The organism is Nocardiopsis codii, from assembly GCF_036327455.1.
In the GTDB taxonomy this organism is placed as follows: Bacteria; Actinomycetota; Actinomycetes; order Streptosporangiales; family Streptosporangiaceae; genus Nocardiopsis; species Nocardiopsis codii.
Map to the genome: position 1 here is coordinate 279,530 of NZ_JAUZMY010000002.1, position 21,736 is coordinate 301,265.

The window sequence follows — 21,736 nt, forward strand, 5'->3', positions numbered from 1 at the left end:
GTCGGCGGGTTTCCCGGCGAGGTCTCAGCTGTCCAGGGAGGACCAGAACCGCCGCAGGACGGCCGCGCCCCGCCCGGGGTCCTGGAGCATCCAGTAGTGGGTCAGTCCGTCCAGCTCCTCGAACCCGGCCCCCAGGCGCAGGGCCGTCTCCCGGTCCTGCTCCGGCTTCGCCATCGGGTCCCCGGTCGGCGCGAGCAGCAGCCCCGGCGCGTCGGCGGGGCCGTCGAAGTCCTGGCCCCAGTCCGCGTGGAAGTTGGGCCACGCCGACCGGTAGAGCGCCAGGATGGCCGCGCTCATCTCCTCGTCGTGGGCGGCGTCCACCTCCTGTGCCAGTTCAGCGCTCATGCCACGGGACCGGAGGGCTTCCCCGAAGGTGGCCCCGCTGCCGGGGACCGCCTCGCGGAACCCGGCCAGCGACTCCTCTCCCTCGGGGCTCTTCTGCCACAGCGTGGCCGCGTCGTGCCACTGGTACTCGGGGTGCCAGCCGTGGGCGACGTCGGAGACCCAGCTGCGGACCGGGACGTCGTAGGAGGAGACGACGCGCATGGCCAGGTGGGCGCCCCAGTCGTGTCCGACGAGGTCGACGGGCCCGCCGATGGCTCGCAGCTCCTCGGCCAGCCAGGCGGCGTAGTCCTCCTTGTCCCGCATGTGCGCCGGTCGTGCGCTGCCGAACCCGGGCAGCCGCAGGGCCGCACCGGGCTCGGGGAGGAGCGCCCGGACGCTGTTCCAGAGGGACGGTGTCTCGGGCACGCCGTGGACGAAGACGATGGTCATGCGGGCTCCCCACAAGGAAGTTGATAAGCTATCGATTTCACCGTAGCACGAAAAGTTGATGAGTTATCAGCTTTGCGGGTCCAGGGAGGCAGCCATGCGGGCGGACGTCGCGCGCAACAACCAGAAGATCTTCGAGAAGGCCCGGGAGGCGGTCGCCGCCGGAGAGACCGACCTCAAGCTCAACGAACTCGCCCGGCGGGCGGGTGTCGGCGTCGGAACGGTCTACCGCCTCTTTCCCACGCCCCGGGCGATGCTGGAGGCCGTGGTCGAGGAGGGCGTCATCGAGCTCAACCGGGTGGCGGCGGAGGCGGAGCTCGACCCCGATCCCCGTCGCGCCCTCGGCGACTTCCTCCGGGCGGCCCTGACCGCGGCACTCGACCAGCCCGGGCTGTTCGACGTCCTGATCACCCTCGACGACGAGCGGGAGACCCTGCGGGACGCCAAGGTCGAACTGGTCGGGGCGACCTCGCGGCTCCTCGCCCGCGCCCACACGCAGCCTCCCCTGACCGGGGAGAACATGCTGAAGCTGCTGTGCGGACTCATCCACGCGATCAGCGAGCACCCGGCCGACCGGCGCCAGGCCGCCGCCGACGCCTACCTGCTCCTCCTCCGGAACGGCCTGGTGTCCGCCCCCGCCACCTGAGGCCCCAGCCGCAACAAGAGCGGCAGCCCGAAAGCGCCCCCCACTCCCCGTGATCTTGTACTTATAGCTCACTTGGGGTGCCGAAACGAGCTATAAGTACAAGATCACGGAAGGAGAGGCTCCCCCTCCGGGCCCGCCCGGACCGAGCCGGGGCCACCCGAGCCCTCCGGAGCCACCCGCCAGCCGAGCCCGCGGCCACCTGGCCACCGGAGCACCTGGCCACCCGGTCGAAGGGAATTCGGCGGCTTGCCCCCCTATGCGGCGTGACCTGCGCCTCAGGCGTTCGACCGGCGGTTTCCAGACTTGCCAGCCAGGACATTACGTGCACACAACATCACTCGAAGTGATCGGAACGCACGTGAAGCGCACCCTGGCCGCGCTGGCCCTCACCTCCGCCACCACTCTGACCCTCGGGGCCGTCCCGGCGCAGGCCGCCAAGGGCGTTCTCGTCATCAACGGAACCGAGTTCCACAACCCCGTCGGCTGCTTCGACACGGACCGGTGGCCCCTCGTGGTCGACAACCGGACCGACGGCCCCGGCTACGTCTTCTCGGACCCCGGCTGCACCGGCAACTTCGTGATGGTGGTGGAGGAGGGCCGGCGGGAGACCTCCGAGATCGGCCAGAGCGTCTACCTCAGGTAGACACCCCGCCCACCCGCCGCCCGCCCCGCGAAAGCGGGGCGGGCGGCGGCTCGTCCGGCCACGGGGGATTCCCCCAGAGTCGCCGTCATGTTACGTTCTGCTTTCGACACGGGTTGGTAAGCGCTTACCGACGTGCTTCTCGACCACCCCCCGGCGGAACGGGGGTCGCACACTCCGTCTCCGCCTCCCCCGAGAGAAGGAACCCATGCCACCCCCCGCTCACCGACGGCGCCGGACCGCCGCCACGGCAGCCACCGCCACCGCGGCCGCACTCGCCCTGGGCGCCGGCGCGCTCGCCCTCACCGGGGCCGCCGACGAAGCCCCCGCCACGGCGGCGTCCGCCGCCACGCTCACCGCCGCCTCCGGCGCGGACCCCGTCGGGGCACGCCAGGCCGAACAGCTCGACCGCGGAGTGGTCAGCGTCGGCGGCCCCGACGGCAACCTCGTCACCTGGCGGCTCCTCGGCGGCGACGACCCCGGGACCGCGTTCAACGTCTACCGCGGCTCCGAGCTCATCACCCCCGAACCCCTCACCGGGGCGACCAACCACCTCGACGCCGACGCCCCCGCCGACGCCGTCTACACCGTCGCCGCGGTCGTCGGAGGCGAGGAGCAGGCCCCGTCGGGCCCCTCCCTCACCTTCGGCGACGGCTACCTCGACGTCCCCCTCGACCGCCCCGGGGGAGGCAGCGTCAACGGCTCCGACTACACCTACGACGCCAACGACGCCTCCGTGGGCGACCTCGACGGCGACGGCCGGTACGAGATCGTCCTCAAGTGGGACCCGACCAACGCCAAGGACAACTCCCAGAGCGGGCACACCGGCCCGGTGCTCATCGACGCCTACACGCTCGACGGCACCCGCCTGTGGCGCATCGACCTGGGCGTGAACATCCGCGCGGGCGCCCACTACACCCAGTTCCAGGTGTACGACTACGACGGCGACGGCAGCGCCGAGGTCGCCATGAAGACCGCCGACGGCACCCGGGACGGCGAGGGAACCGTCATCGGCGACTCCGGGGCAGACCACCGCAACTCCGGCGGGTACGTGCTCAGCGGACCCGAGTACCTGACCGTGTTCGAGGGCTCCACCGGCCGCGCCCTGGACACCGCCGACTACGTCCCCGGACGCGGCAGCGTCGCGGACTGGGGCGACGACTACGGCAACCGCGTCGACCGGTTCCTCGCCGGGACCGCCTACCTGGACGGCGAGAGCCCCAGCATGGTGTTCTCTCGCGGCTACTACACCCGCGCGGTCGTCGCCGCCTGGGACTTCCGCGACGGGGAACTGTCCCGGCGCTGGGTGTTCGACTCCGACGACTCCGGCAACGGGGGCTACGCCGGGCAGGGGTTCCACAGCCTGTCCATCGCCGACGCCGACGGCGACGGTCGCGACGAGGTCATGTTCGGCGCCGCCGCCATCGACGACGACGGCACCGGCCTGTGGGAGACCGGGCACGGGCACGGCGACGCCCTGCACGTCGGCGACTTCGTCCCCGACCGGCCCGGCCTGGAGGTGTACGGCGTCGGTGAGAACAGCGCCTCGCCGGACGCCTGGCTCGCGGACGCGGCCACCGGCGACGTGCTGTGGACCCTCGGCTCCGGCAACGACAACGGGCGCGGCGCGGCCGGGGACGTCTGGGCGGGGAGCCCGGGGGCCGAGTTCTGGTCCTCCAGCGTGTCCGGGCTGCGCGGCACCGACGGGGAGGAGGTCGGGCCGAAGCCGGGCTCGACCAACTTCCTGGTCTGGTGGGACGGCGACGGGAGCCGCGAACTGCTCGACCAGACCCGGATCGACAAGTACGACCCGGACGGGAGCACCCGCCTCCTCGACGGGGAGGGGGTCGCGTCGAACAACGGCACCAAGGCGACCCCCGCCCTGTCCGGCGACATCCTCGGCGACTGGCGCGAGGAGGTCGTGTGGCGCACCGGCGACAACACGGCCCTGAGGATCTACTCCACGCCGCACGAGACGGACCTGCGCGTCCCCACCCTCGTGCACGACACCCAGTACCGGGTGGCCCTGGCCTGGCAGAACACCGCCTACAACCAGCCGCCGCACCCGTCGTTCGCCCTCGGTGACGCGGCTGCGGAGGTCGTGGAGGGCGCCGGGCCGGCCGGGGGCTCCGGGGTGCCCTGGCCGGACATCCACCACCCCTGACCCGTGGGCGCCGTGACCCCGCCGGGTCCGGCGAAGCGCCGCGGCCCGGCCCCTCGCGGGGGCGGGCCGCGGTGCTGCCGGAGCTGCGGGGGTGTGGGGCGGGCCGACCGTCGGGCGGGTGCCGCCACAAGGCTGGCGGAACACCGCCACGACCTCAGTGGTAGGTCAGCGTCACCAGGGCCGCGGCGGCGAAGTTCTGGGCCTTGAGCTCGTCGCGCTGGATGATCCAGAACGGGCACGCGGTGAAGCCGGGGTCGTCGGGCATGTCGAGCTGGGCCTGGGCCAGCAGCACCCACCCTCCCTTCTCGTCCTCCGGGGAGGCACCCATGATCGGGGGGTCCTGCGGCGAGTAGGCGTATCCGCCCAGGTGCAGACTGTCGTCCCAGGCCAGCCTCGTGTGGTCATGGTCCTCAAGCCTGTACTCCGTGTACAGACGTCTGATCTCCGGGTGCGGGAGAACGGCGTCGTCGGCAGTCGTCGGAAGGCTCAGCACGACCCGGGCGTAGAGGGGTTGCGGGTCGATCGGGTCGAACGGGTCCTCGTCCATGCCTTCCGGAGGGGTTCGCTCCGTCGTGGCCGCCCCGGCCGGAACGTGGATCACACTGCCGGAATCGTTGAGGATGACCGCGCCCTCGGTATCGCTCCTGTCAGCGAAGAACAGCAGGTGCCCGTCCCGCGGCAGCGGGAGGTCGAACCCGTCCGAGGGGAGGGCGGCGCAGTCGACCGTCGCGACGAGGTCCAGACCGCTGTCCCACTCGACGCCCGCGGGGAGCGAGGGGAGGCCGCCGTACCGGCCGGCCAGGACACCGCCGTGCTCGCTCGACGGGCTCAGTTCGGTCTGGGGAAGGGCGAGGCGCTCGGCCAGGTCGATGGCGTGTTCGGGGACGCCGTTCCTGCGAGCCTCGTCGCGGTACGTCTGAAAGCTGTCCATGCCGGACATGCTGCCCCACCCGGCCGACACTCCGCGCCGCCCGGACAGCCCATCCCGCCCTACTCGGCTCCGCCCCGCGCGGATTCGATCTGCTCCCTCAACCAGTCAGGAATGAACTCCTCCGCCCGCGGGAAACTCTTGAGGTCATCGACAAAGCCCTCGGGATCAGGAGAAAAAGTGAAATCCGGATACTCATCGTAATTGAAGTCCACGCTGTAGCGAGAGGGACGCTCGATCGTGTACTTGACGGAGAACCACGTCCCTTTGCCCTCCTGGTACATCCCCGCACGCAACTTGGCAAGCTTCGACAGAACCGACACGGGACAACTCACCATTTCAGACGTCCCGTCCGAATATTCAGCCGTGAGACTATCAGTGGCATACCTGGCCACAGAGGAGTACTCGTACTCAAGACGTTCCCAACTCTCGGGAGCGAACCCAAGAAGTTCGCCACCGATCTCCTGCAGCATCTCCTGCTGCTCGATCATTCCCAAACCCCCCACAGGATGACGAGTCATTTTCTCCCCTTCTAATCAGCAGATATTTCCGGAAGATTTTCGTAACTGAGCCTTCGCTGCTTAACCCCGTTGAGCGACCATTCTACTACAATCATGCCCGGAGGTGGAGGGACCTCCAACCCCGTCACTGGATCTTTGATGGGCTTGAGATCGGGATCATCTACAGCCGTGACGCTGATTTCGATCTTCGGCGGCTTCGGCCCCGCATCCAGAATGGGCTGCCAGATAGCCATCTGACGCTCGTAGTCAGCCCCCAGGCCCCGCTCGAGAGAAGACTCGCTCCCGTCGAGCAGACCATCCCAGACCCATTCCACCCTTCGATAACTACCCTGGATCCCAGGACGGACCGCGCGCTCCTGGTTCACTGTATCCAGCATCACCATTTGATTCAGGCGCTCGCCTGGCCCACGGAATTCGCTCGACCCGAAAACATGCCCTCCGTTCCACTGAACACTTTCCCAGAGCTTCAGTTCTCCCGGACCCGGCGCCCTGCCATCGTTCTCAGCTCTGAAGGTTGCCTCCAGCTGTTCGTTCAGAAGCTCGAAATAACGCCTCCCCATCGCGTTGATTCTGGCTTGCTCCTTCCCATTCCTCTTCTGACGCCCATGCTCAAGCTCACCTTCCGCATGGAAAGGGCGACCGAACTCATTTGTCTGCCACATGTACTCCTTCTGACCCACCTTGACGACATAGGTGGCGTCTGGCCTGGGCAGCAAGAACTCTGGGTGTCTCGAAACCGGAGACTGACTCTCAGCTCGAATATCGAAGATCTTCCCATCGCTGTCCGTGAGGTAGGTGATCTGCGTGTCGCCGTTCCCGTCGACCAGGACATACTTTCTGTTCGGCTTCACTGCGAAATCATCCGAGTCACCGAACCTCTGGCCGCGCTCGGGGTATCCGTCCTGTCCCGGGGAGAGCGTTTCCACTCGTCTTCCCTGAGAGTCCGTTGGAACCGAGGGACCGCCGCTGTCACCGTTTGGTCCGTCGCTCGAACCCGCGCCGTGCGCGGGGAGACCACCGGGACGGCCTGTGCCGTCGCCACCGGAGCCGTGGCCCGCGCCGGCACCGTCAGAGTCGCCGGTCAGGGGGACGGTGCGGATGCCAGAGGTGCCGTCGCGGGGTGTGGATATCCGGTCGGTGGAGGCGGAATCCGGGTCGTGGGCGGCGGTGATGCGGAAGTCCGCGCCCTCACCGGGGCCGTCCGCGTCTGCGATCTCCCTCCCGTCGGCTCCGACGAGGGCCTGGTGCCGGGCGCGCAGCAGCTCGACGCGCCTGTCCGCGTCCATGCCGCTGTAGCGGTCCAGGTCGTCGGCGAGGTCGCCGACGCGCATCTCGTCCCCGCGACCGGCCGGGACCGTCGGGGCGGTCGCCCCCGCCCCGGGCCTGCCGCCCGTCCCACCCGGCCCGCCCGGCTCCGGGGCGCCCTCCACCACGGTCCAGTCGGCGAACCTCCCGAGCACCCCCAGCCTCATCTGCTCCAGGCGCAGGCCGATGTCGGCGGTGACGTCGGAGAGCCCGGCCCTGTCCCCGTCCAGCGCACCGGCCAGGCTGAACCCCGGCCTCGCAGCGGCCCCCGTCTCCCAGGCGACCTCCGGGCGGTCCAGCACGTCGACGTCGGGGATGTCGGGCCCGCCGCCGATCCGGCTGAGGAGCAGTCCGCCCCGGACCGGGAACGCCACCACGGTCAGCGCCAGGTTTCCGGCCCCCGTGGACACCGTGTACGCGGGCCGGTCCTCCCACTCGCGCCACGGGACCAGGTCGTGGCCGATCTCCGTCCACGCCGCCCCCGCGTTCGCCCGCCACGTCGCACCGGAGCGCTCCCCGGAGTCGAACGGGTTCATCCACCCGTCCTCGCCGTGCATCCCGACGAGTGCGCCGTACCCCTGGAACATCTCCTCCTTGTGGGTGAGGAAGTTGTCCCCGGCCTCGCCTGCGCTCGTGGCCCAGCCGCTGCCCTCGCGCCACAGGCCGGTCGCGGACACGGTGCTCACACCGAGGCCCCAGAGCATCCCGACGCCGAAGTTCTCCTGCTGCGCCACGAACGCGTCAGCCGCCCAGTCGAGGGGCCACGGCTTGGCGGACCCCGTGAGGTGGGCCCAGCTCTCCTCACCCGCGCGCTGCCACTCGGAGAACTCGGTGAGGTCGTAGACCGCGTCGGGGACGTCGCCCGGGTCGAGTCCGTAGACGATCTCCCCGGGCCCGGGGGCGCCCCCGCCCGCGGCCGTGTAGGTGCTGTTCCGGCCGTTCACCGAGGAGATGGCGGTGCCGCACTCCCTCTCCGCCTCCTGGAACTCCGCCCAGACGATGTTGGCCCACAGCTTCAGGTGGCGGTTCCGGTGGTAGTGGAGGGGGTTGAGCGCCCAGTACTCCTTGCCCCGCATCTCCTCGACGAAGGCCTCGGCGTCGTCCCTGATGGTGCGCAGCCGCGTCCGCGTGTTCTCCGCGGCCTCCGCGAACGTCTCCAGGGCGGTCACCACCGTGGTCACGTCCTCCAGGATGGTGTCGCCCTTGCGCGCGACGGGGCCCATCGCGGAGAAGAGGGTCTCCGCCTCGGGCGCGGTGTAGTGCGCCTGGAGTGCCTGCCACGAACTCTCGACCCCCGCGCCTCCCTCCGCGACCTCCTCCGCCGCCGCCCGGAGGTTGGCGGCGGCCGTCCGGAGGACCTCCACGGACGTTCCGGGGATGGGGATGGCGCCGGGGACGATCAGGACGGTGAAGTCGGTGTCGAGCGGCTGCTGGTTCCGCGGGTCGGGCTGAGGACTCATCACATCGACGGGGGGCACGGCAACTCCGGGGGTGTGGGGGAACTCCGGTGTCGGGCAGGGGCTCAGGGCGGCGCCGGGCGCCAGGGGCCGGACAGGGCATGACGGGGATCGTGCGGCGGGACCGGCGACGGGGTCGGGGCGGACGGCGGGGTCAGTGGGGGGCGTTCATCGGGTTCTCGACGTACGTGGCGTTCCCCTGGGCCTCCTCCGCCATCTCCAGGTCGCCGACGAGGTAGGCGTCGACGGCCAGGGCGCACCCCTCCAGGGCGGAGCCGGCGCGGTCGACCATCTCCTCGGCGAGGCCGCCGAAGTGTTCGAGGAAGTAGTACAGCTCGCTCTCGACGGGGCCGCTGCACGCCGCCGTGGCGGCGTTCAGGATCTCGTCTCCGGTGGTGGTCAGGGCTCCGTCGAGGGCGTCGCCGCTGCCGTCCCCGATCTTCCCCAGCACTTCGTTGAGCACCGTCCCGACGGAGGGGGCGTCGATGTCCCACGCGCTCACCTGCCATCACCTCCCCCGGCGGCGAAGCGGTCGCCCCGGAAGTTCGCGGGCGGCTCCGCGGTCGCGTCATGGCCGGTATCGGCCAAGTCGCGCTCGGTGCGGACGATGCTCGCCTCCATGCGATTCAGGGCGGGGCGCACCGACTCGATGATCCTGCTCAGACGCGTTCGGAGTTCCCCGGTGCGCTCGCGCATGCGCACGGCCGTTTCCTCGTGCACTGCGGGCGTGCACGGCGGAACCCCAGCGCCCCGCGGCAGGGCGTCCGCGGTCTCCCCCGACCGTTCCGGAGCCTCTACCAGCTCGAACTTCATGCGGCGGCCACCCTGTCTGTCTTCGTGAACACCAGCACCCCCTGTGGTGCTTTGTGCGTATTATGCCGATGCACGACGACAGTGGGTGACCTTCTCCTGGCGGAGGAGGTTGGTGCTGGCACGGAGTTCCCGCTTCCCCTTGACCACAGCCCTCCTCGTCCGGGGACCCATGCCGGAAGGCCGGCCCCGAGACACCGGCGTCCTCCGTGTCACAGCCCCGACCCGCAGCCCGAGTCCACCGAACCGAGCCACCGACCCCCAGGACACCGGGGTACGGGAGCGCCGTTCGAGCCCCCGCGCCGAACACCCCTCCCCTCCCCGGCCCGCACGTTCCTGCCGCACCCCCTCCCGCCGGATCCCACCCCGGCGGTATCGCTAAGGAGAACCGTTGAGCTACGACGTGGTCGCACTGCTGGCGGCGGAACCCGGCATGATCGCGGTCTCCCACTCGCTCCGTGACGCGGGGGCCGACCTCTCGGTGCGCCCCCTGGACGGCGGCGTCATACAGCTGCGGGACGCCGACCGCCGCGTCCTGGCCACTCTCGAACCCGCCCAGCTGGTCGAGTCACGGGACGAGGTCGCCCGGCTCCTCGGCGCGGAAGCAGCCGTCAACCTGCCCGAGACGTGCTGGTGGTCCGAGGTGCGGGCGCGGCCCGACGCGGAGGGCCGCGAGGCCGCGCACCGCATCGCCGACGGCCTCGCCCTCCGTCTGGGCGGCAGCGTGTGGACCTCCGGCCCGGGCGACTTCTCCCTGTGGGAGGAGACCGGGCACCCCGCCGTCGAGGTCGAGGCCGAGGAGGCGTTCATCGTCGCGCAGGACCGCGAGGTCGTGCCCCTGTCCTCGTGGATCACCGACGCGGTGTCGGCCAACGCCCTCCGGGGCACGGTCCTCCAGGTGGTGACCCCGAGGACGTCGCGGCTCACCTACGCGCTGCGCACCCTGCTCACGCAGCCGATGGCCCGGTGGGTGGTGCGCGACGGTGAGGGCGGCCAGTTCGACGGCGTCAGCGGCCTCCCGCTCCGCTGGGACCGGGTGCACGGGTACGTTCCCGCGTCGCACGGGGGGAATACACCCGAACCCGCGCACGGGTTCCTCGACATCTCCCCGCTCGGCGCGCACCTGGTGGTGGACCTGTCGGTCCGGCACGGCGCCTCCTACGCGCCGCCCCTGGGCAGGGCGGTCGAACTGGCCGCCGAGCACCTGGCCGGCCGCCTCCCCGCCGGGTGGGGGCCGCACGAGCCCGCACTCGCCCCCTGGGAGCGCGAACGCCTGGTGCGGCTGGTGCGCCACCGCGCCCCGCGCTCGGCCGTCCTCCAGTTCTCCGGCCCCCGTGACGCGGGCCATCCCTTCACCGGCGGTGTCCGCGTCTCCTGGGCTCCGGACGGGGAGAGGGCCTCCGAGCGGGTCTCCCTGGCGGTCGGCTACGAGGACGAGGGGGCGCTGCCCTTGGAGGCGCTCCCCCGCCTGGTGGAGGCCCTGGCCGCGGAGGGGCTTCTGGACGTGCTCCACGTACGCCGGGCGCGGGGGCGCCGCGACGTCACCTTCGAGCCGCGCTGGCACGGGCTCGCCGCCCCGGTGGGCATGGCCCTCGGGCCGGACGGCGTGCGGCGGGCAGGGGAGGAGCACGCCCTGACCGGTCCCCTGGAGGGCGAGCTCCTGGGCGAGGTCGGAGCCCGTGCGATCTGGTACCCGGCTCCCGGGGACGCGACGCGGCGGCGGAGCTCCGAGGCCATGGCGGCCCAGCTGCGGCACATCGCCGCGGCGCCCCGGGCCTGACCGCCCGGCCTTCCGCCTCCCCCGCGCCCTTGGCACGGCAGCACACGCGGCGCAGGAGCCGAGCCCCGCCCGCCCCACCCCGCGGATGCCCCTGAGCACCCTGAGCACGACAGCACGACGGCGCGGCCACACCACGGGCTCACGGGCCCACTCCACGACAGCGCATCGGACCCCGACCAGCGGGCCCCGGGCAAATTCCCGATCAGGTACAGGCAAAACAAAGAAGGTCACTCTTCGTGACTTCCTCGTTACTATTTGCAAGAATGCGAGCAACCCAGCGACAGCACGGCCCGTCTTGTTCCTGAGAGCACGTCCGCACCACCAAGGAGAATCCTCCGTGAAACCCATCCGTTCGTTCGTCGCGCTGACGATGAGCACGATGCTCCTGGTCCCCGTCGGCATCGCGGTGACGGCGCAGGCCGCGTATGCCGCGCACAAGGGCGTGGTCGACGAGCAACCCGTCCAATGGACGCCGCACGTCCTGGACGGGACGGTCAAGGACATCCTGAGGGTCGGGAACACCGTCGTCGTCGGGGGCGAGTTCACCAAGGTCGCCGGGGTGGGCGGCGACGAGCACGCCCGCACGAACCTCTTCGCCTTCGAGCACGGGACCGGGCGGATCATCCGCGACTTCGCGCCGGACGTCGACGCGGTCGTCACCTCGCTCGCCCCGGGCCCGGACAGGAGCGTGCTCGTCGGCGGACGGTTCACCACCGTCAACGGCAAGGACTCCCGAGGGCTCGCACGGCTGTCTCTGGCCAACGGCAGCGCGGTGCCGGGGTTCACCGCCGTCCTCGACGACGGCGCGACCAACCGCATCGCCACCGACGGCGCCCACCTCTACGTGGGCGGCAACTTCACCGGGGTGAGCAAGACCGCGCGCACGGGCCTGGCCCGCCTCAACACGCGGACCGGCAAGGTCGACGGCAACTTCGCACCGCGCATCTCCGAGCCCCGCCGCGGCACCCTTCGCGTGCAGGAGCTGGCGCTGAGCCCTGACGGCCGACGGCTCGCCATCAACGGCACGTTCACGAAGGTGGACGGCAAGAACCGCTACCAGATCGCCATGATCGACACCGCGGGCGGGTTCGTCACCCCCTGGTCCACGTCCGCCTACGAGGCCCCGTGCGACTACGAGCGGATCCACACGTACATGCGGCAGATGTCGTTCTCGCCCGACGGGTCGTACTTCGCCGTGGTGACGGGGGGCGGACCGGAGGTCAAGCCCGGGTTGTGCAAGTCGACCACCCGGTTCGAGAACACCGACAGGGCGAACTCCCAGCCCACCTGGTCCAACCTGACCGGGGGCGACTCCCTGTACTCGGTGGAGGTCACCGAGTCCGCCGTGTACGTGGGCGGACACCAGCGCTGGATGGACAACGAGCAGGGCGCCCTGAACCCGGGACCGGGGTCGGTGGCGCGCGAGGGCATCGCCGCCGTGGACCCGCGGACCGGCCGCGCGCTGCCGTGGAACCCGGGCCGTGCCCGCGGGCACGGCGCCGAGGCCCTGCACGCCACGTCGGACGGGCTGTACGTGGGCAGCGACACCGATCGCCTCGCCGGCGAGTACCACGCCCGCCTCGGGATGTTCCCGCTGGCCTGAGGTCCGGCGCCCGGGGACGCGGAGCTCGGGGCTCAGGGCTCAGGGCTCAGGGCTCAGGGCTTCGAGGTTCGTCCACCGCCGGCACGAGGCCCCGCCTAACGGCGGGGCCTCTCCCGCGCCGACCACCGCGCGCCTCGGACCGAGGACGGCGGGGAGGCGGGCACGGGATACCCGGTCCGTCTGCGCTCCGGTGGGGCGACCGTCCGGAGCGAGGCCCCGCCGCGCGGTCCGGGCGGGCAGCGCCCTGTCAGGCGTCCTTGGCCGCGGTGGCCGCGTCCTCGTCCCGCTTCGCTTCCCCGTCGCCGCTCCCGGCGGCCTCCGCGGCCTCGGAGCCGGCGGGGGCCGCGGTGTCGGTGCCGGCCGCGGGGGCCTCGTCGGCGGGCCTCTCGTCGCCCGCGGGGTCGGCCGCCTCCTGGAGGTCGTCCTCGCGGGACGCGCCGCCCGTCAGGCGGTCGCCCACGTTGGCGCCCCGGCGGCGCTCCAACCGCTCCACGGTCTGGGTGGACAGCTGGTCGCGCAGTCGGGACAGCAGAACGTACGACGCGAGGCCGCTGACCAGCCAGGCCAGGATGAGCGCGACCCACGCTCGGGCGCCGAATAGGTAGACCACTCCGAAGGCCGCCAGGAAGAGTCCCACCCGGGCGGCCGTATAGGTCAGCCAGCTACGCATCAAAAAGCCTCACAACAGACGATTACCTGGACTAGATTGGTCGCTACGCCCATCAGCACACGAGACAACCGGGTCCACGCATGTGGCCCGGCTGGTACCGGGTCCCTGAACAGGATCGAACGGGTGGCGCCCGCATGTCCTCACCACCAGGTTAAGGGCGTGCCGGGCGCAGCGGGCACCGGGGCGGGGTGTCCCCTGTGGCAAAGGCGACAGGGCCACACAAGCCACTGGATTCACATAGTCATGGGATGTTTCCAATCCCGACAGCAGTGCCCGAACATCACGTTCCGGTCACATATCCGGTACTCCTCCCCCCAACTCCGCAATTTCTCCGAAAACTAGGGAGGAAACGGACCAACTCGTGCACACTAGGGGATCAAACGCCCGCCGCCCCCGCAGTCCGAGGCGGGCACGATTGGGGGAATGTGAAGGTGGAACGAGCAAGCGAACGCCTGTTGACCCCCGGGGAAGTGGCCTCACTCTTCCGGGTTGATCCCAAGACCGTCACGCGCTGGGCCGCCTCCGGGCGGATCAGCAGTATTCGCACCCCCGGCGGGCACCGCCGGTTCCGCGAGTCCGAGGTGCGTGCCCTCCTCCTCGGGGAGCCGAGCGAGAGCACCCCCTGAGAGCGAGGTAACACCCCTCACCCCTTCGGCCCCGGACATCAGACTCCGCGGGGTGCCCCTCGCCCCTGGGTCGGTGTCCCGACCGTGAGGAGTCGACAGCAAGAGTAGGCTGGAACCATGGTGTGGCTTGGTGGCCTGATCACGCTCGTATCGATCGTTCTCTGGGTGTACGCGTTCTTCGACGCGCTGACCACCCCTGCCCAAGAGGTCCGGAACCTGCCCAAGGTCCTCTGGATGGTCGTCATCGCGCTGTTCATGCCCGTCGGTTCGATCCTGTGGCTCTTCCTCGGCCGCCCGCGCCAGGCGGCCTCCGCTGATGGAAGCGCGCCCTCCCCGGCCCAGCCCGCGTCGGCCGACGACCTTGACCCGTCCGACTTCGCCAAGCCCTCCGACAGCCCGCACCCGCTCGGACCCGATGACGACCCCGAGTTCCTGCGACGCCTCAAACGGCGCATCGACCCGGAAGAATAGGTTCTCCTCGCCGGCCCGGCCGGAGACGGGGCCCGCCGGCCCCCTCGCCGCCGGACCGCCCGGGTGAACCTCGCCGCCGGACCGTGCGGAACACGGCCGCCCCGCGATCCGGGGCACGACAGGCGTGAAGACGACAGTGGGGCCGTGCTTTCTCACACGGCCCCACCGTCATGTCGGTCCCACATCACCGCGGCGGACGCTCAGGCCCGCGGCCCCGGCCCTGTGCCCCGGTTCAGAGCAGCCCGGCGCCGACCTCCCTCGGAAGCCCGCGCACCGCGTGCACCGGCTCCACCCCGACGGCGAACTCCGGGTCCCAGGTCGCCCCGGTGCCCAGCTCCAGCCCGGGGTTGGCCGTGTTGTACGCCTCCACCAGGTCGACCGTGGTCAGGCGTCCGCGCCCGTCGCGCATCACCGCGTTGCCGTGCTCCACGATGTCGTCGCCGCCCCAGTTGTACAGGATCTCCTCCGCACCGATCCCGTCGTGCAGGTCGAACACGTTGTTCTCCGCGTACACGTGGGACTCGACCCCGACGCCCAGGCTGTACTGGAAGAGGTCGCCGCGCACCGTGTAGTGGTTGTTGTACACGTGGACCTGGCCGTAGCGGACGCGCGGCGCCCTCTGCCCGAGCCCGTCGAAGTGGTTGTGGTGGTAGGTGACCCTGAGGGTGCCCCGGTCCGTGGTCCGGCCGTCGCTGTTGCCGAGCAGCATCGCCTTGTCCCGCTCCACGAAGTCGTTCCAGGAGACGGTCACCAGGTCGGCGGCGCGGACGATGTCCAGCAGCCCGTCGTGCACCTCGTACTTGCGCCCGAAGTACTCGGGCAGTGCCGAACCGGGGTTGTCGCCGTCGTCGAACGTGTTGTGGTCCACCCACACGTTGGTGGCCCCGGAGACCTCCACGTGGTCGTACTCCGAGTTCCAGTTGCCGGACCCGCCGTCGCCCGGGTCCCACCCGGGGAAGCAGTCGTACGTGTCGGAGAGGGTGAGGTTGCGGAGGATGACGTTGTCCACGTCGTGGACGAGGAGGTTCATCCCGGCGAGGCCGGCGTCGTCGTCCGCGCCCAGCACCGTGGTGTTGGAGCCGACCCGGACCCGGATCTGCTCGGCCTGGACGTCCTGCGAGGCGGCACGGGCGTCCTCCAGCGGGCCCGTCGGGTCCTCCCAGCCCCACACCTCGGGGTCGTAGGCGGCCAGGTAGCCCTCCAGGGTGTAGCCGCCGACGGCGTAGTCCTCGCACGCGATGGGGGTGCCGTCCGGCGCCGTGTTGGCGTCGACGGTGCCCTCCACGAGGACGATCTTGGGGGTGTCCCCGGCGACCGCGTCGCGGAACTCCTCCAGGGTGGAGACCCTGAAGACGTTCTCCGGGGCGGCGGTCGAGCCGCCCGTGGTCCCGGCCCCCGCGGAACCCCAGCCGTCGCCGTCGGCCAGGACCGCCCGGCCGAGGTCGGGTGCTGCCGGGCCCGCGTGCGCGGTGGTGGCCGGGGCCGCGGTCAGCGCCACCGCCACGGTCAGGGGGAGTATGAGCCTGCGCATGGTCGTGCTCCTGGTGGGGGGATACCGGGTGCTGGTCCGCACCCGGGTGCAAACGTTTGCATGAACATCTCCCGACTCCCCCGTCCACGTCAACCCTCCCGTCACATGTTCGCCGCGGAAAACCCGGAAAACCCTTCACAGCGCTCCCCGCGATAACGAAAGAGTCAGCATCCCTTTCGCCCTGCCGTGTCACAACCGGTTGCCGTAATCTCAGGACTCAGCAGAGCACAGCGGAACATCCACGAACGGAGGCCCCGGTGGCCGTCACCATCAGGGACGTCGCGCGGGAGAGCGGGGTCCACGTCTCCACCGTGTCGCGGGCCTTCTCCGCCGCCCACATGGTCAACGCGGTCACGCGGACCCGGGTCATGGCGGCTGCGGAACGGCTCGGCTACCGGCCCAACCGCGCCGCACGGGCCCTCTCCACGCAGCGGACCGCGAACCTCGGCGTGATCGTCGCCGACATCGCCAACCCGTTCTTCCCGCCGCTGATCAAGGCGGCGCAGGCCCAGGCCCGCGAACGCGACTACCACGTGTTCGTCGCCGACACCGACGAGCGGGCGCGGGTGGAGGAGGAGCTGATCCGCTCCATGGCCAAGCAGGTGGACGGCGCCCTGCTCGTCGCCTCGCGGCTGAGCGGGCGCGTGATCGCCGAACTCGGCCGGGACGTGCCGTTCGTCGTCGTCAACCGCAGGGTGAAGGGCCTGCCCTGCGTCCTGATGGACGTGGCCTCGGGCACCAGGCAGGCCGTGGACCACCTGGTGGCGCTGGGGCACCGGGACATCGCCGTGCTCACCGGGCCGAGTGCGTCCTGGACCGCCCAGGAGATACGGGGCGCCGCCGAGGAGTCGGCCGCCCGCCACGGTGCGGCCCTGCACCCCGTCGGCCCGAACCCGCCCACCGAGGAGGGCGGGTTCTCCGCCGCCGCCGAGGTGGCGTCCGGCCCGGCGACCGCCGTGCTCGCCTACAACGACCTGGTGGCGCTCGGCCTGATCCGGGGGGCTGAGGCCCTGGGGCTGTCCGTCCCCGGGGACCTCAGCGTGGTCGGCGTGGACAACACCCACATCGCCCGGCACTGCCGCCCGACCCTCACCACCGTGGACATGCCGGTCGTGGCCGCCGGACGCGGGGGCATCGACCTGCTGCTCCACCGGGTCACCACGGGCGAGGACCCCGGGACCGTCACCCTGGACACCCGGCTCGTCGTCCGCGAGTCGACGGCGCCCCCCTCCTCGGGGGCGTCCGCCCGGACCTGACCGCCGCGTCCGGCCGGGCGCCCCTCCGCGCCCCCACGGCCGCGTCCCCGGCCCCCGGGAGCCCGCCCGGGGCTCCGGCCCGGCCCGGCCGCACCACCGCTCCCCGAGGGGCTGCCGGGCGCTGCGGGCGGCCCCGGCGCCGAGCCGGGGGCCGGGGGCCCGACAACGACCGACGGTGAGGTCCCCGCTGTCGCGGGGACCTCACCGTCGGCTCTGTGGAAGGCGGGGGTCAGGCGTAGGAGTGCAGGCCGCTGAACATGTAGTTCACGGCGAAGAAGTTGAACATGACCGTCAGGAAGCCCAGCACGTTGATCCAGGTCGCCTTGGGGCCGCGCCAGCCGCCCGTGGCGCGGGCGTGCAGGTAGGCGGCGTAGATCACCCAGGAGATGAACGACCACACCTCCTTCGGGTCCCAGCCCCAGAAGCGGCCCCAGGCCTCGTCCGCCCAGATCGACCCGGCGATGACGCCGAAGGTCCACAGCGGGAACGCGAACAGGATGAACCGGTGAGAGATGCGGTCCAGCAGCTCCGGGCTGGGCAGGCGGCCCGCGATCCCCGCGACCTGCTGGCCCAGAGCGCGCCTGGCCTCCGCCCGGTGCGACACCAGGTAGGTGATGCCCGCGACACCGGACACCATGAACGCGCCGCCCGCGATGATGGTCGCGGTCACGTGGATGGGCACCCAGTAGGAGTGCAGGGCCGGGATCAGCGGGCCCGGGTCCACGTACAGCCACTTGACGCCGACGCCCAGCAGGATCAGGACCGGGACCAGGACGAAGGCGCCGAGGAACCGGGCCTGGTAGCGGAACGAGGCGTACAGCAGACCGGCCACCGCGACCAGGCACAGCGCCACGATGAACTCGAACATGTTGCCCCACGGCCACCGGCCGGCGGCGAGGCCGCGGGTGACGATCTGGGCGACGCCCATCACGAACCCGAGCGTGGTCACACCCAGGGCCACCCGCCCGAGGTTGCTCTGGGAGGCGTGCGCCTCGCCCTCCGTGGTGCGGACGTTGACGTTGATGTCGAGGTCGTCGACGCCGCCCTCAGCGGCACCGGCGTCCTTCGAGGCGCCCGCCCCGACCGGCATGAGCCTGCCGGCCTTCAGCTTGGTGCGCTCTCCGTAGGCGGCTTCGATGGCGAAGAGGAACAGGGCCGCCGCGTACGTGACGATCATCGCGATGATCAACATGTCGCTGGTCGACGCCATCGTCTCGTCCACCGTTCCGGCGAGTGTGTACGTCACCGGTCACTCCCTCGTTGTCGTCGACTCTGGCGGGTCGGATGGTGTGCTGCTTCGGGGATTTCGGGGGTTGTCGTCCGACTCGTCCTTCCGGAGCCGTCCGGCAAGCTCTGTGGTGAGTTCGTGGAACTCCGCGTTGTTGCCCGCCACCTCGGTCTTGCCGAGGCCGGACAGCTCGACCCGCGTGCGGCCGTCGTCGCCCTTCGTCGCACGCACCCACACGCGGCGGGGGCGGACGAACAGGGTCGTGACCAGTCCCAGGACGGCGAGGCCGGCCGCGACCAGCGCCGGGATCCGGGCGCCGTCGCGGTTGACCTGGAGGCTGATGTACTCGCTGTACCCGCTGAACGTGATCGAACCGGCGCCGTCGGGGAGGTCCCAGCTGTCGCCGATGTCGAGCACCGGGGAGCTTCCGAGCTCCTCCATGCCGCTGGTCTGGAGCTGGTAGACCGACTGGGGGTCCAGCATGCCCAGGTCGCCGCGGTAGCCCTCCAGGGTCACCTGGGGGTTCTCGGCGCCGGGGAAGTCGGAGACGAGGTCTCCCTCGGCGGTCTCCACCGCGCTCGGCAGGAACACCCCGACGAAGCCCAGCTCCTCCGCGCCCGTGTCGGGGACCTTGACGACGCCGTCGGAGGTGAAGGTCGCGGTCTCCCGGTACAGGAACGGGACCGCCTGGTCGAAGACGACGTCGCCGTCGGCGTTGCGGACCTCGAACTCCGGCGCGTACCCGTGGCCCAGCAGGTAGACCTGCACGCCGTCCACGGTGAGCGGGTGGTTGACCTCCAGCGTGTGCCGGGCCTCCTCCGCCTCCGGGGACTCCTTGTACGTCAGCTCCGCGACGTAGGACTCGGCCTGCCCCCGCAGGTCGCCGTCCCCGATGAACGACGCCTCGAAGTCGTCCAGCCGCAGGGTGAAGGGCTCCAGGGCGTCGGTGTCGGTCCAGTGCCCGGGGTAGATGGCGTCGTAGGAGGGCAGGGTGTTCGCGAATCCGTCGCCCTCGACCATGAGCATGTTGCCCCGGTAGCCGAAGAACGATCCGGCGGCCAGCGCCAGCAGCAGCCCCAGCAGCGCGAAGTGGAACAGCACGTTGCCGACCTCGCGCAGGTAGCCGGTCTCGCTGGAGACGGAGTCGCCGTACCGTTCGATCCGGTAGCCCTTGAGGACCTTGCGGGCCTGCTCCAGGACCGTCTCGGTGTCGGCGTCGGTCGTGAACGTCGCCGCGTACGGCATCCGCCCCAGGTTCCGGGGGGTGTGCACGGGCCGGGCGCGCACGGCGCGGGCGTGGATGAGGGCGCGCGGGATGACGCAGCCCGCGAGGGAGACGAAGAGCAGCAGGTAGATCGCCGCGTACCAGGGCGACGAGAACACGTCGAACAGGTAGAACCGGTCCAGCCAGGGGGCCAGGTCGGGGTTCTCCCGGAAGTAGGTGTTGACCTCGTCCACGCTCACGACGTTCTGCGGCAGGATCGAGCCGGGGATGGCGCCGACGGCCAGCAGGAACAGCAGGATCAGGGCGGTGCGCATCGAGGTGAGGATGCGCCACGCCCAGCGCAGCCAGCCGAGCGGTCCCAGGCCCTTGGGCCGGCCGCCCCCGGTGTCCTCGGCCCCGGCGCCGTCGCCCGAGCCGGTTCCGCCGCCGGTGTCGTTGTCGGTCGTGGTCGTCGTACTCATCAGATCACCGTTTGGAAGTCGGCGGCCCAGCCCTGCATGGCGATGGTCAGCTGCGTCCACAGCCCGGTCACCATGGCCAGGCCGACGAGGACGAGCATGGCCCCGCCCACGACGGTGACGGTGCGGGTGCGGCGCTTGAGCCAGCCGAAGGCGCCCAGGGCACGCCGGTAGAGGAGGGAGGCCAGGACGAAGGGCAGTCCCAGGCCCACACAGTAGACCAGGGACAGGAGCATGCCCCGCCCCGCGCCGCCCTCGACGAACGCGAGGGTCTGCACGGCGGCCAGGGTCGGCCCGATGCACGGGGTCCAGCCGAGGCCGAAGAGGACCCCCAGCAGGGGCGCCCCTGCCAGTCCGGCCCGGGGCAGGCGGTGGAAGCGGAACTCGCGTCCGAACCCCGGCATGACGCCCATGAAGGCGAGGCCGAGCACGACGGTGAGGACCCCGAGGGCCCGGGTGATGGGGTCGGTGTAGTCCACGAGGAGGTCGCCGAGCCAGCCGATGAAGCCGCCGACGGCGACGAACACGAGGCTGAACCCGGCGATGAACAGGATGCTGCCGGTGACCATGGTCCACCGGCGCGAGGCGAGTTCGGCGTCGACGTCGGCGAGGGCCGTCGTCGTGGAGCCCCCCTCCGGCCCGGCCGCCCCCGCGGCGGCGCGCTCGCGCACGTCGGCGCCGCTCATCCCGGTCACGTAGGACAGGTAGCCGGGCACGAGCGGCAGCACGCAGGGGGACAGGAAGGACAGGAGCCCGGCGGCGAGTGCCAGCGGGACGGCGGCGAGGAGGGAGCCCGTGAGGACGGTGGTGCCGATCGGGTCCATCAGCGGTCGTCCTCGGCGGAGGGCGCGTCCGAGGGCTGCTCCTCGTCCTCTCCGGAGGGCGCGTCCTCGGCGCCGTCGGAGGCCTCCGCGTCCTCCTGGTCGGCCACCCGGGGGCGTTCCTCCGGGTCACCGAGGTCGAACTCCACCACCACCGGGTTCAGCAGCTCCGTGAGCTGGCCGTAGGTGGTGGGCCCGATGACGCGGGCCGCGATGCGGCCGTCGGGGTCGATGACGAGGGTGCTGGGGATGGCACGCGGGGGGACGGTGTCGCGGAAGGCCTGCGGTACCTCGCCGGGCTGGTCGTACAGGCTCGGGTAGGCGACGCCCTTGTTGGAGAGGTAGGCCTGGGCGGCGGTCTCGTCGTCCTTGATGTTGACGCCGAGGAAGTCCACCCCGAGGTCGCCGTACTCGGCGTGGACCTCGTCCAGCACGGGCTGCTCGGCGCGGCAGGGGCCGCACCAGCTCGCCCAGACGTTGAGGACCACGATGCCGCCCTCGTAGTCGCTGAGGGACACGTCGTCGCCGTCGAGGGTGGTGCCGTCCACCTCCGGGGCGTCCACGCGCTCGGCGGTGTCGAAGGCGGTGGCGCTGCCGTCGCCGGAGATGAACCGGTCGTCCTCACCGCCGGCCTCGATCTCGTTGCCCCCGGCACAGCCGGTGAGGGCGATGGCGGCGGCCAGGGCGGTCGCCGCAAAGCGCGGCACGCTGCGGCGCGACCGCGTACCGGGGCTGGTACTGGGCATCGAGGGGACCTCGCGAACCGGGTGTGAACAGGGCGGACTCCAACAACGACAGATTGTAGTAGATGCCCTGGAACCCGTT

General features: G+C 71.2%; 20 protein-coding genes. 8 read left to right on the forward strand and 12 right to left on the reverse strand.

Annotated features, from left to right (window positions below):
• Positions 1 to 24 precede the first annotated feature (24 nt).
• Positions 25 to 774 (reverse strand): alpha/beta fold hydrolase, encoded by a 750-nt coding sequence (locus Q8791_RS03110; RefSeq protein ID WP_330090007.1) that lies wholly within the window; start codon positions 772 to 774, stop codon positions 25 to 27.
• 58 nt (positions 775 to 832) lie between these two features.
• On the opposite strand from Q8791_RS03110, the gene Q8791_RS03115 reads away from it, so the two are divergent.
• From Q8791_RS03115 to Q8791_RS03125, 3 genes are all read left to right on the forward strand, one after another.
• Positions 833 to 1,417, forward strand: coding sequence for a TetR/AcrR family transcriptional regulator (locus Q8791_RS03115; RefSeq protein WP_330090008.1), 585 nt, complete (start codon positions 833 to 835; stop codon positions 1,415 to 1,417).
• Between the two features lie 343 nt (positions 1,418 to 1,760).
• Positions 1,761 to 2,060 carry a hypothetical protein gene (locus Q8791_RS03120; protein WP_330090009.1) on the forward strand — a complete coding sequence of 100 codons (300 nt, stop codon included), beginning with the start codon at positions 1,761 to 1,763 and terminating at the stop codon, positions 2,058 to 2,060.
• A 205-nt stretch (positions 2,061 to 2,265) separates the two neighbouring features.
• Positions 2,266 to 4,221: a rhamnogalacturonan lyase gene (locus Q8791_RS03125; protein ID WP_330090010.1), complete on the forward strand. Its 1,956-nt coding sequence runs from the start codon at positions 2,266 to 2,268 to the stop codon at positions 4,219 to 4,221.
• 154 nt (positions 4,222 to 4,375) lie between these two features.
• On the opposite strand, the gene Q8791_RS03130 is transcribed toward Q8791_RS03125, so the two are convergent.
• From Q8791_RS03130 to Q8791_RS03150, 5 genes are all read right to left on the reverse strand, one after another.
• Entirely contained in the window at positions 4,376 to 5,152 is a 777-nt protein-coding gene (locus Q8791_RS03130) for a DUF1963 domain-containing protein (protein WP_330090011.1), read from the reverse strand.
• A gap of 59 nt (positions 5,153 to 5,211) precedes the next feature.
• Entirely contained in the window at positions 5,212 to 5,640 is a 429-nt protein-coding gene (locus Q8791_RS03135; protein ID WP_330090012.1) for a hypothetical protein, read from the reverse strand.
• A 41-nt stretch (positions 5,641 to 5,681) separates the two neighbouring features.
• A complete protein-coding gene (locus Q8791_RS03140; RefSeq protein ID WP_330090013.1) occupies positions 5,682 to 8,339 on the reverse strand; it encodes a hypothetical protein in 2,658 nt (885 codons plus the stop codon).
• Positions 8,340 to 8,586: 247 nt separating this feature from the next.
• Positions 8,587 to 8,934 carry a DUF6507 family protein gene (locus tag Q8791_RS03145; protein ID WP_330090014.1) on the reverse strand — a complete coding sequence of 116 codons (348 nt, stop codon included), beginning with the start codon at positions 8,932 to 8,934 and terminating at the stop codon, positions 8,587 to 8,589.
• Positions 8,931 to 9,134 (reverse strand): hypothetical protein, encoded by a 204-nt coding sequence (locus tag Q8791_RS03150; RefSeq protein ID WP_330090015.1) that lies wholly within the window; start codon positions 9,132 to 9,134, stop codon positions 8,931 to 8,933. The genes Q8791_RS03145 and Q8791_RS03150 overlap by 4 nt, the downstream gene beginning before the upstream one ends.
• Before the next feature lie 499 nt (positions 9,135 to 9,633).
• Between Q8791_RS03150 and Q8791_RS03155 the strand changes: the two genes are divergently transcribed.
• Complete coding sequence (locus tag Q8791_RS03155; protein ID WP_330090016.1) at positions 9,634 to 11,022, forward strand: DUF6177 family protein; 1,389 nt, start codon at positions 9,634 to 9,636, stop codon at positions 11,020 to 11,022.
• 337 nt (positions 11,023 to 11,359) lie between these two features.
• On the forward strand, positions 11,360 to 12,625 hold the full coding sequence (locus tag Q8791_RS03160; protein WP_330090017.1) for a TolB-like translocation protein: 1,266 nt from the start codon (positions 11,360 to 11,362) through the stop codon (positions 12,623 to 12,625).
• A 247-nt stretch (positions 12,626 to 12,872) separates the two neighbouring features.
• Here Q8791_RS03160 and Q8791_RS03165 read toward each other — a convergent pair whose 3' ends face one another.
• Positions 12,873 to 13,295 (reverse strand): DUF4229 domain-containing protein, encoded by a 423-nt coding sequence (locus Q8791_RS03165; RefSeq protein WP_330090018.1) that lies wholly within the window; start codon positions 13,293 to 13,295, stop codon positions 12,873 to 12,875.
• 425 nt (positions 13,296 to 13,720) lie between these two features.
• Here Q8791_RS03165 and Q8791_RS03170 point away from each other — a divergent pair, with 425 nt between their 5' ends.
• Positions 13,721 to 13,921: a BldC family transcriptional regulator gene (locus Q8791_RS03170; protein WP_017535950.1), complete on the forward strand. Its 201-nt coding sequence runs from the start codon at positions 13,721 to 13,723 to the stop codon at positions 13,919 to 13,921.
• 117 nt (positions 13,922 to 14,038) lie between these two features.
• On the forward strand, positions 14,039 to 14,392 hold the full coding sequence (locus tag Q8791_RS03175) for a PLD nuclease N-terminal domain-containing protein (RefSeq protein ID WP_330090019.1): 354 nt from the start codon (positions 14,039 to 14,041) through the stop codon (positions 14,390 to 14,392).
• A 232-nt stretch (positions 14,393 to 14,624) separates the two neighbouring features.
• Here Q8791_RS03175 and Q8791_RS03180 read toward each other — a convergent pair whose 3' ends face one another.
• Entirely contained in the window at positions 14,625 to 15,923 is a 1,299-nt protein-coding gene (locus tag Q8791_RS03180) for a pectate lyase family protein (RefSeq protein WP_330090020.1), read from the reverse strand.
• A gap of 257 nt (positions 15,924 to 16,180) precedes the next feature.
• On the opposite strand from Q8791_RS03180, the gene Q8791_RS03185 reads away from it, so the two are divergent.
• Positions 16,181 to 17,179, forward strand: coding sequence for a LacI family DNA-binding transcriptional regulator (locus tag Q8791_RS03185; RefSeq protein ID WP_330090021.1), 999 nt, complete (start codon positions 16,181 to 16,183; stop codon positions 17,177 to 17,179).
• A 229-nt stretch (positions 17,180 to 17,408) separates the two neighbouring features.
• Here the strand turns inward: Q8791_RS03185 and ccsB are convergent, their stop codons facing one another.
• The 4 genes from ccsB to Q8791_RS03205 are packed head-to-tail and all read right to left on the reverse strand — an operon-like array spanning position 17,409 to position 21,657.
• On the reverse strand, positions 17,409 to 18,425 hold the full coding sequence (gene ccsB / locus Q8791_RS03190; RefSeq protein WP_330090022.1) for a c-type cytochrome biogenesis protein CcsB: 1,017 nt from the start codon (positions 18,423 to 18,425) through the stop codon (positions 17,409 to 17,411).
• Positions 18,426 to 18,428: 3 nt separating this feature from the next.
• Positions 18,429 to 20,093 carry a cytochrome c biogenesis protein ResB gene (gene resB / locus Q8791_RS03195; protein ID WP_330090023.1) on the reverse strand — a complete coding sequence of 555 codons (1,665 nt, stop codon included), beginning with the start codon at positions 20,091 to 20,093 and terminating at the stop codon, positions 18,429 to 18,431.
• The gene (locus Q8791_RS03200) at positions 20,093 to 20,914 is read right to left on the reverse strand and encodes a cytochrome c biogenesis CcdA family protein (RefSeq protein ID WP_330090024.1); all 822 of its coding nucleotides are present in this window, start codon (positions 20,912 to 20,914) and stop codon (positions 20,093 to 20,095) included. Before Q8791_RS03200 ends, resB begins: the two co-directional genes overlap by 1 nt.
• Positions 20,914 to 21,657: a TlpA family protein disulfide reductase gene (locus Q8791_RS03205; protein ID WP_407941943.1), complete on the reverse strand. Its 744-nt coding sequence runs from the start codon at positions 21,655 to 21,657 to the stop codon at positions 20,914 to 20,916. The genes Q8791_RS03200 and Q8791_RS03205 overlap by 1 nt, the downstream gene beginning before the upstream one ends.
• Positions 21,658 to 21,736 lie beyond the last annotated feature (79 nt).

Excerpts from the sequence above, each read along its gene's own strand:
- Q8791_RS03110 (WP_330090007.1), bottom strand. The coding sequence starts at position 774 with ATGACCATCGTCTTCGTCCACGGCGTGCCCGAGACACCGTCCCTCTGG.
- Q8791_RS03115 (WP_330090008.1), top strand. The coding sequence starts at position 833 with ATGAGTTATCAGCTTTGCGGGTCCAGGGAGGCAGCCATGCGGGCGGAC.
- Q8791_RS03125 (WP_330090010.1), top strand. The coding sequence starts at position 2,266 with ATGCCACCCCCCGCTCACCGACGGCGCCGGACCGCCGCCACGGCAGCC.
- Q8791_RS03130 (WP_330090011.1), bottom strand. The coding sequence starts at position 5,152 with ATGGACAGCTTTCAGACGTACCGCGACGAGGCTCGCAGGAACGGCGTC.
- Q8791_RS03135 (WP_330090012.1), bottom strand. The coding sequence starts at position 5,640 with ATGATCGAGCAGCAGGAGATGCTGCAGGAGATCGGTGGCGAACTTCTT.
- Q8791_RS03165 (WP_330090018.1), bottom strand. The coding sequence starts at position 13,295 with ATGCGTAGCTGGCTGACCTATACGGCCGCCCGGGTGGGACTCTTCCTG.
- Q8791_RS03175 (WP_330090019.1), top strand. The coding sequence starts at position 14,039 with ATGGTGTGGCTTGGTGGCCTGATCACGCTCGTATCGATCGTTCTCTGG.
- Q8791_RS03180 (WP_330090020.1), bottom strand. The coding sequence starts at position 15,923 with ATGCGCAGGCTCATACTCCCCCTGACCGTGGCGGTGGCGCTGACCGCG.
- resB (WP_330090023.1), bottom strand. The coding sequence starts at position 20,093 with ATGAGTACGACGACCACGACCGACAACGACACCGGCGGCGGAACCGGC.
- Q8791_RS03200 (WP_330090024.1), bottom strand. The coding sequence starts at position 20,914 with ATGGACCCGATCGGCACCACCGTCCTCACGGGCTCCCTCCTCGCCGCC.
- Q8791_RS03205 (WP_407941943.1), bottom strand. The coding sequence starts at position 21,657 with ATGCCCAGTACCAGCCCCGGTACGCGGTCGCGCCGCAGCGTGCCGCGC.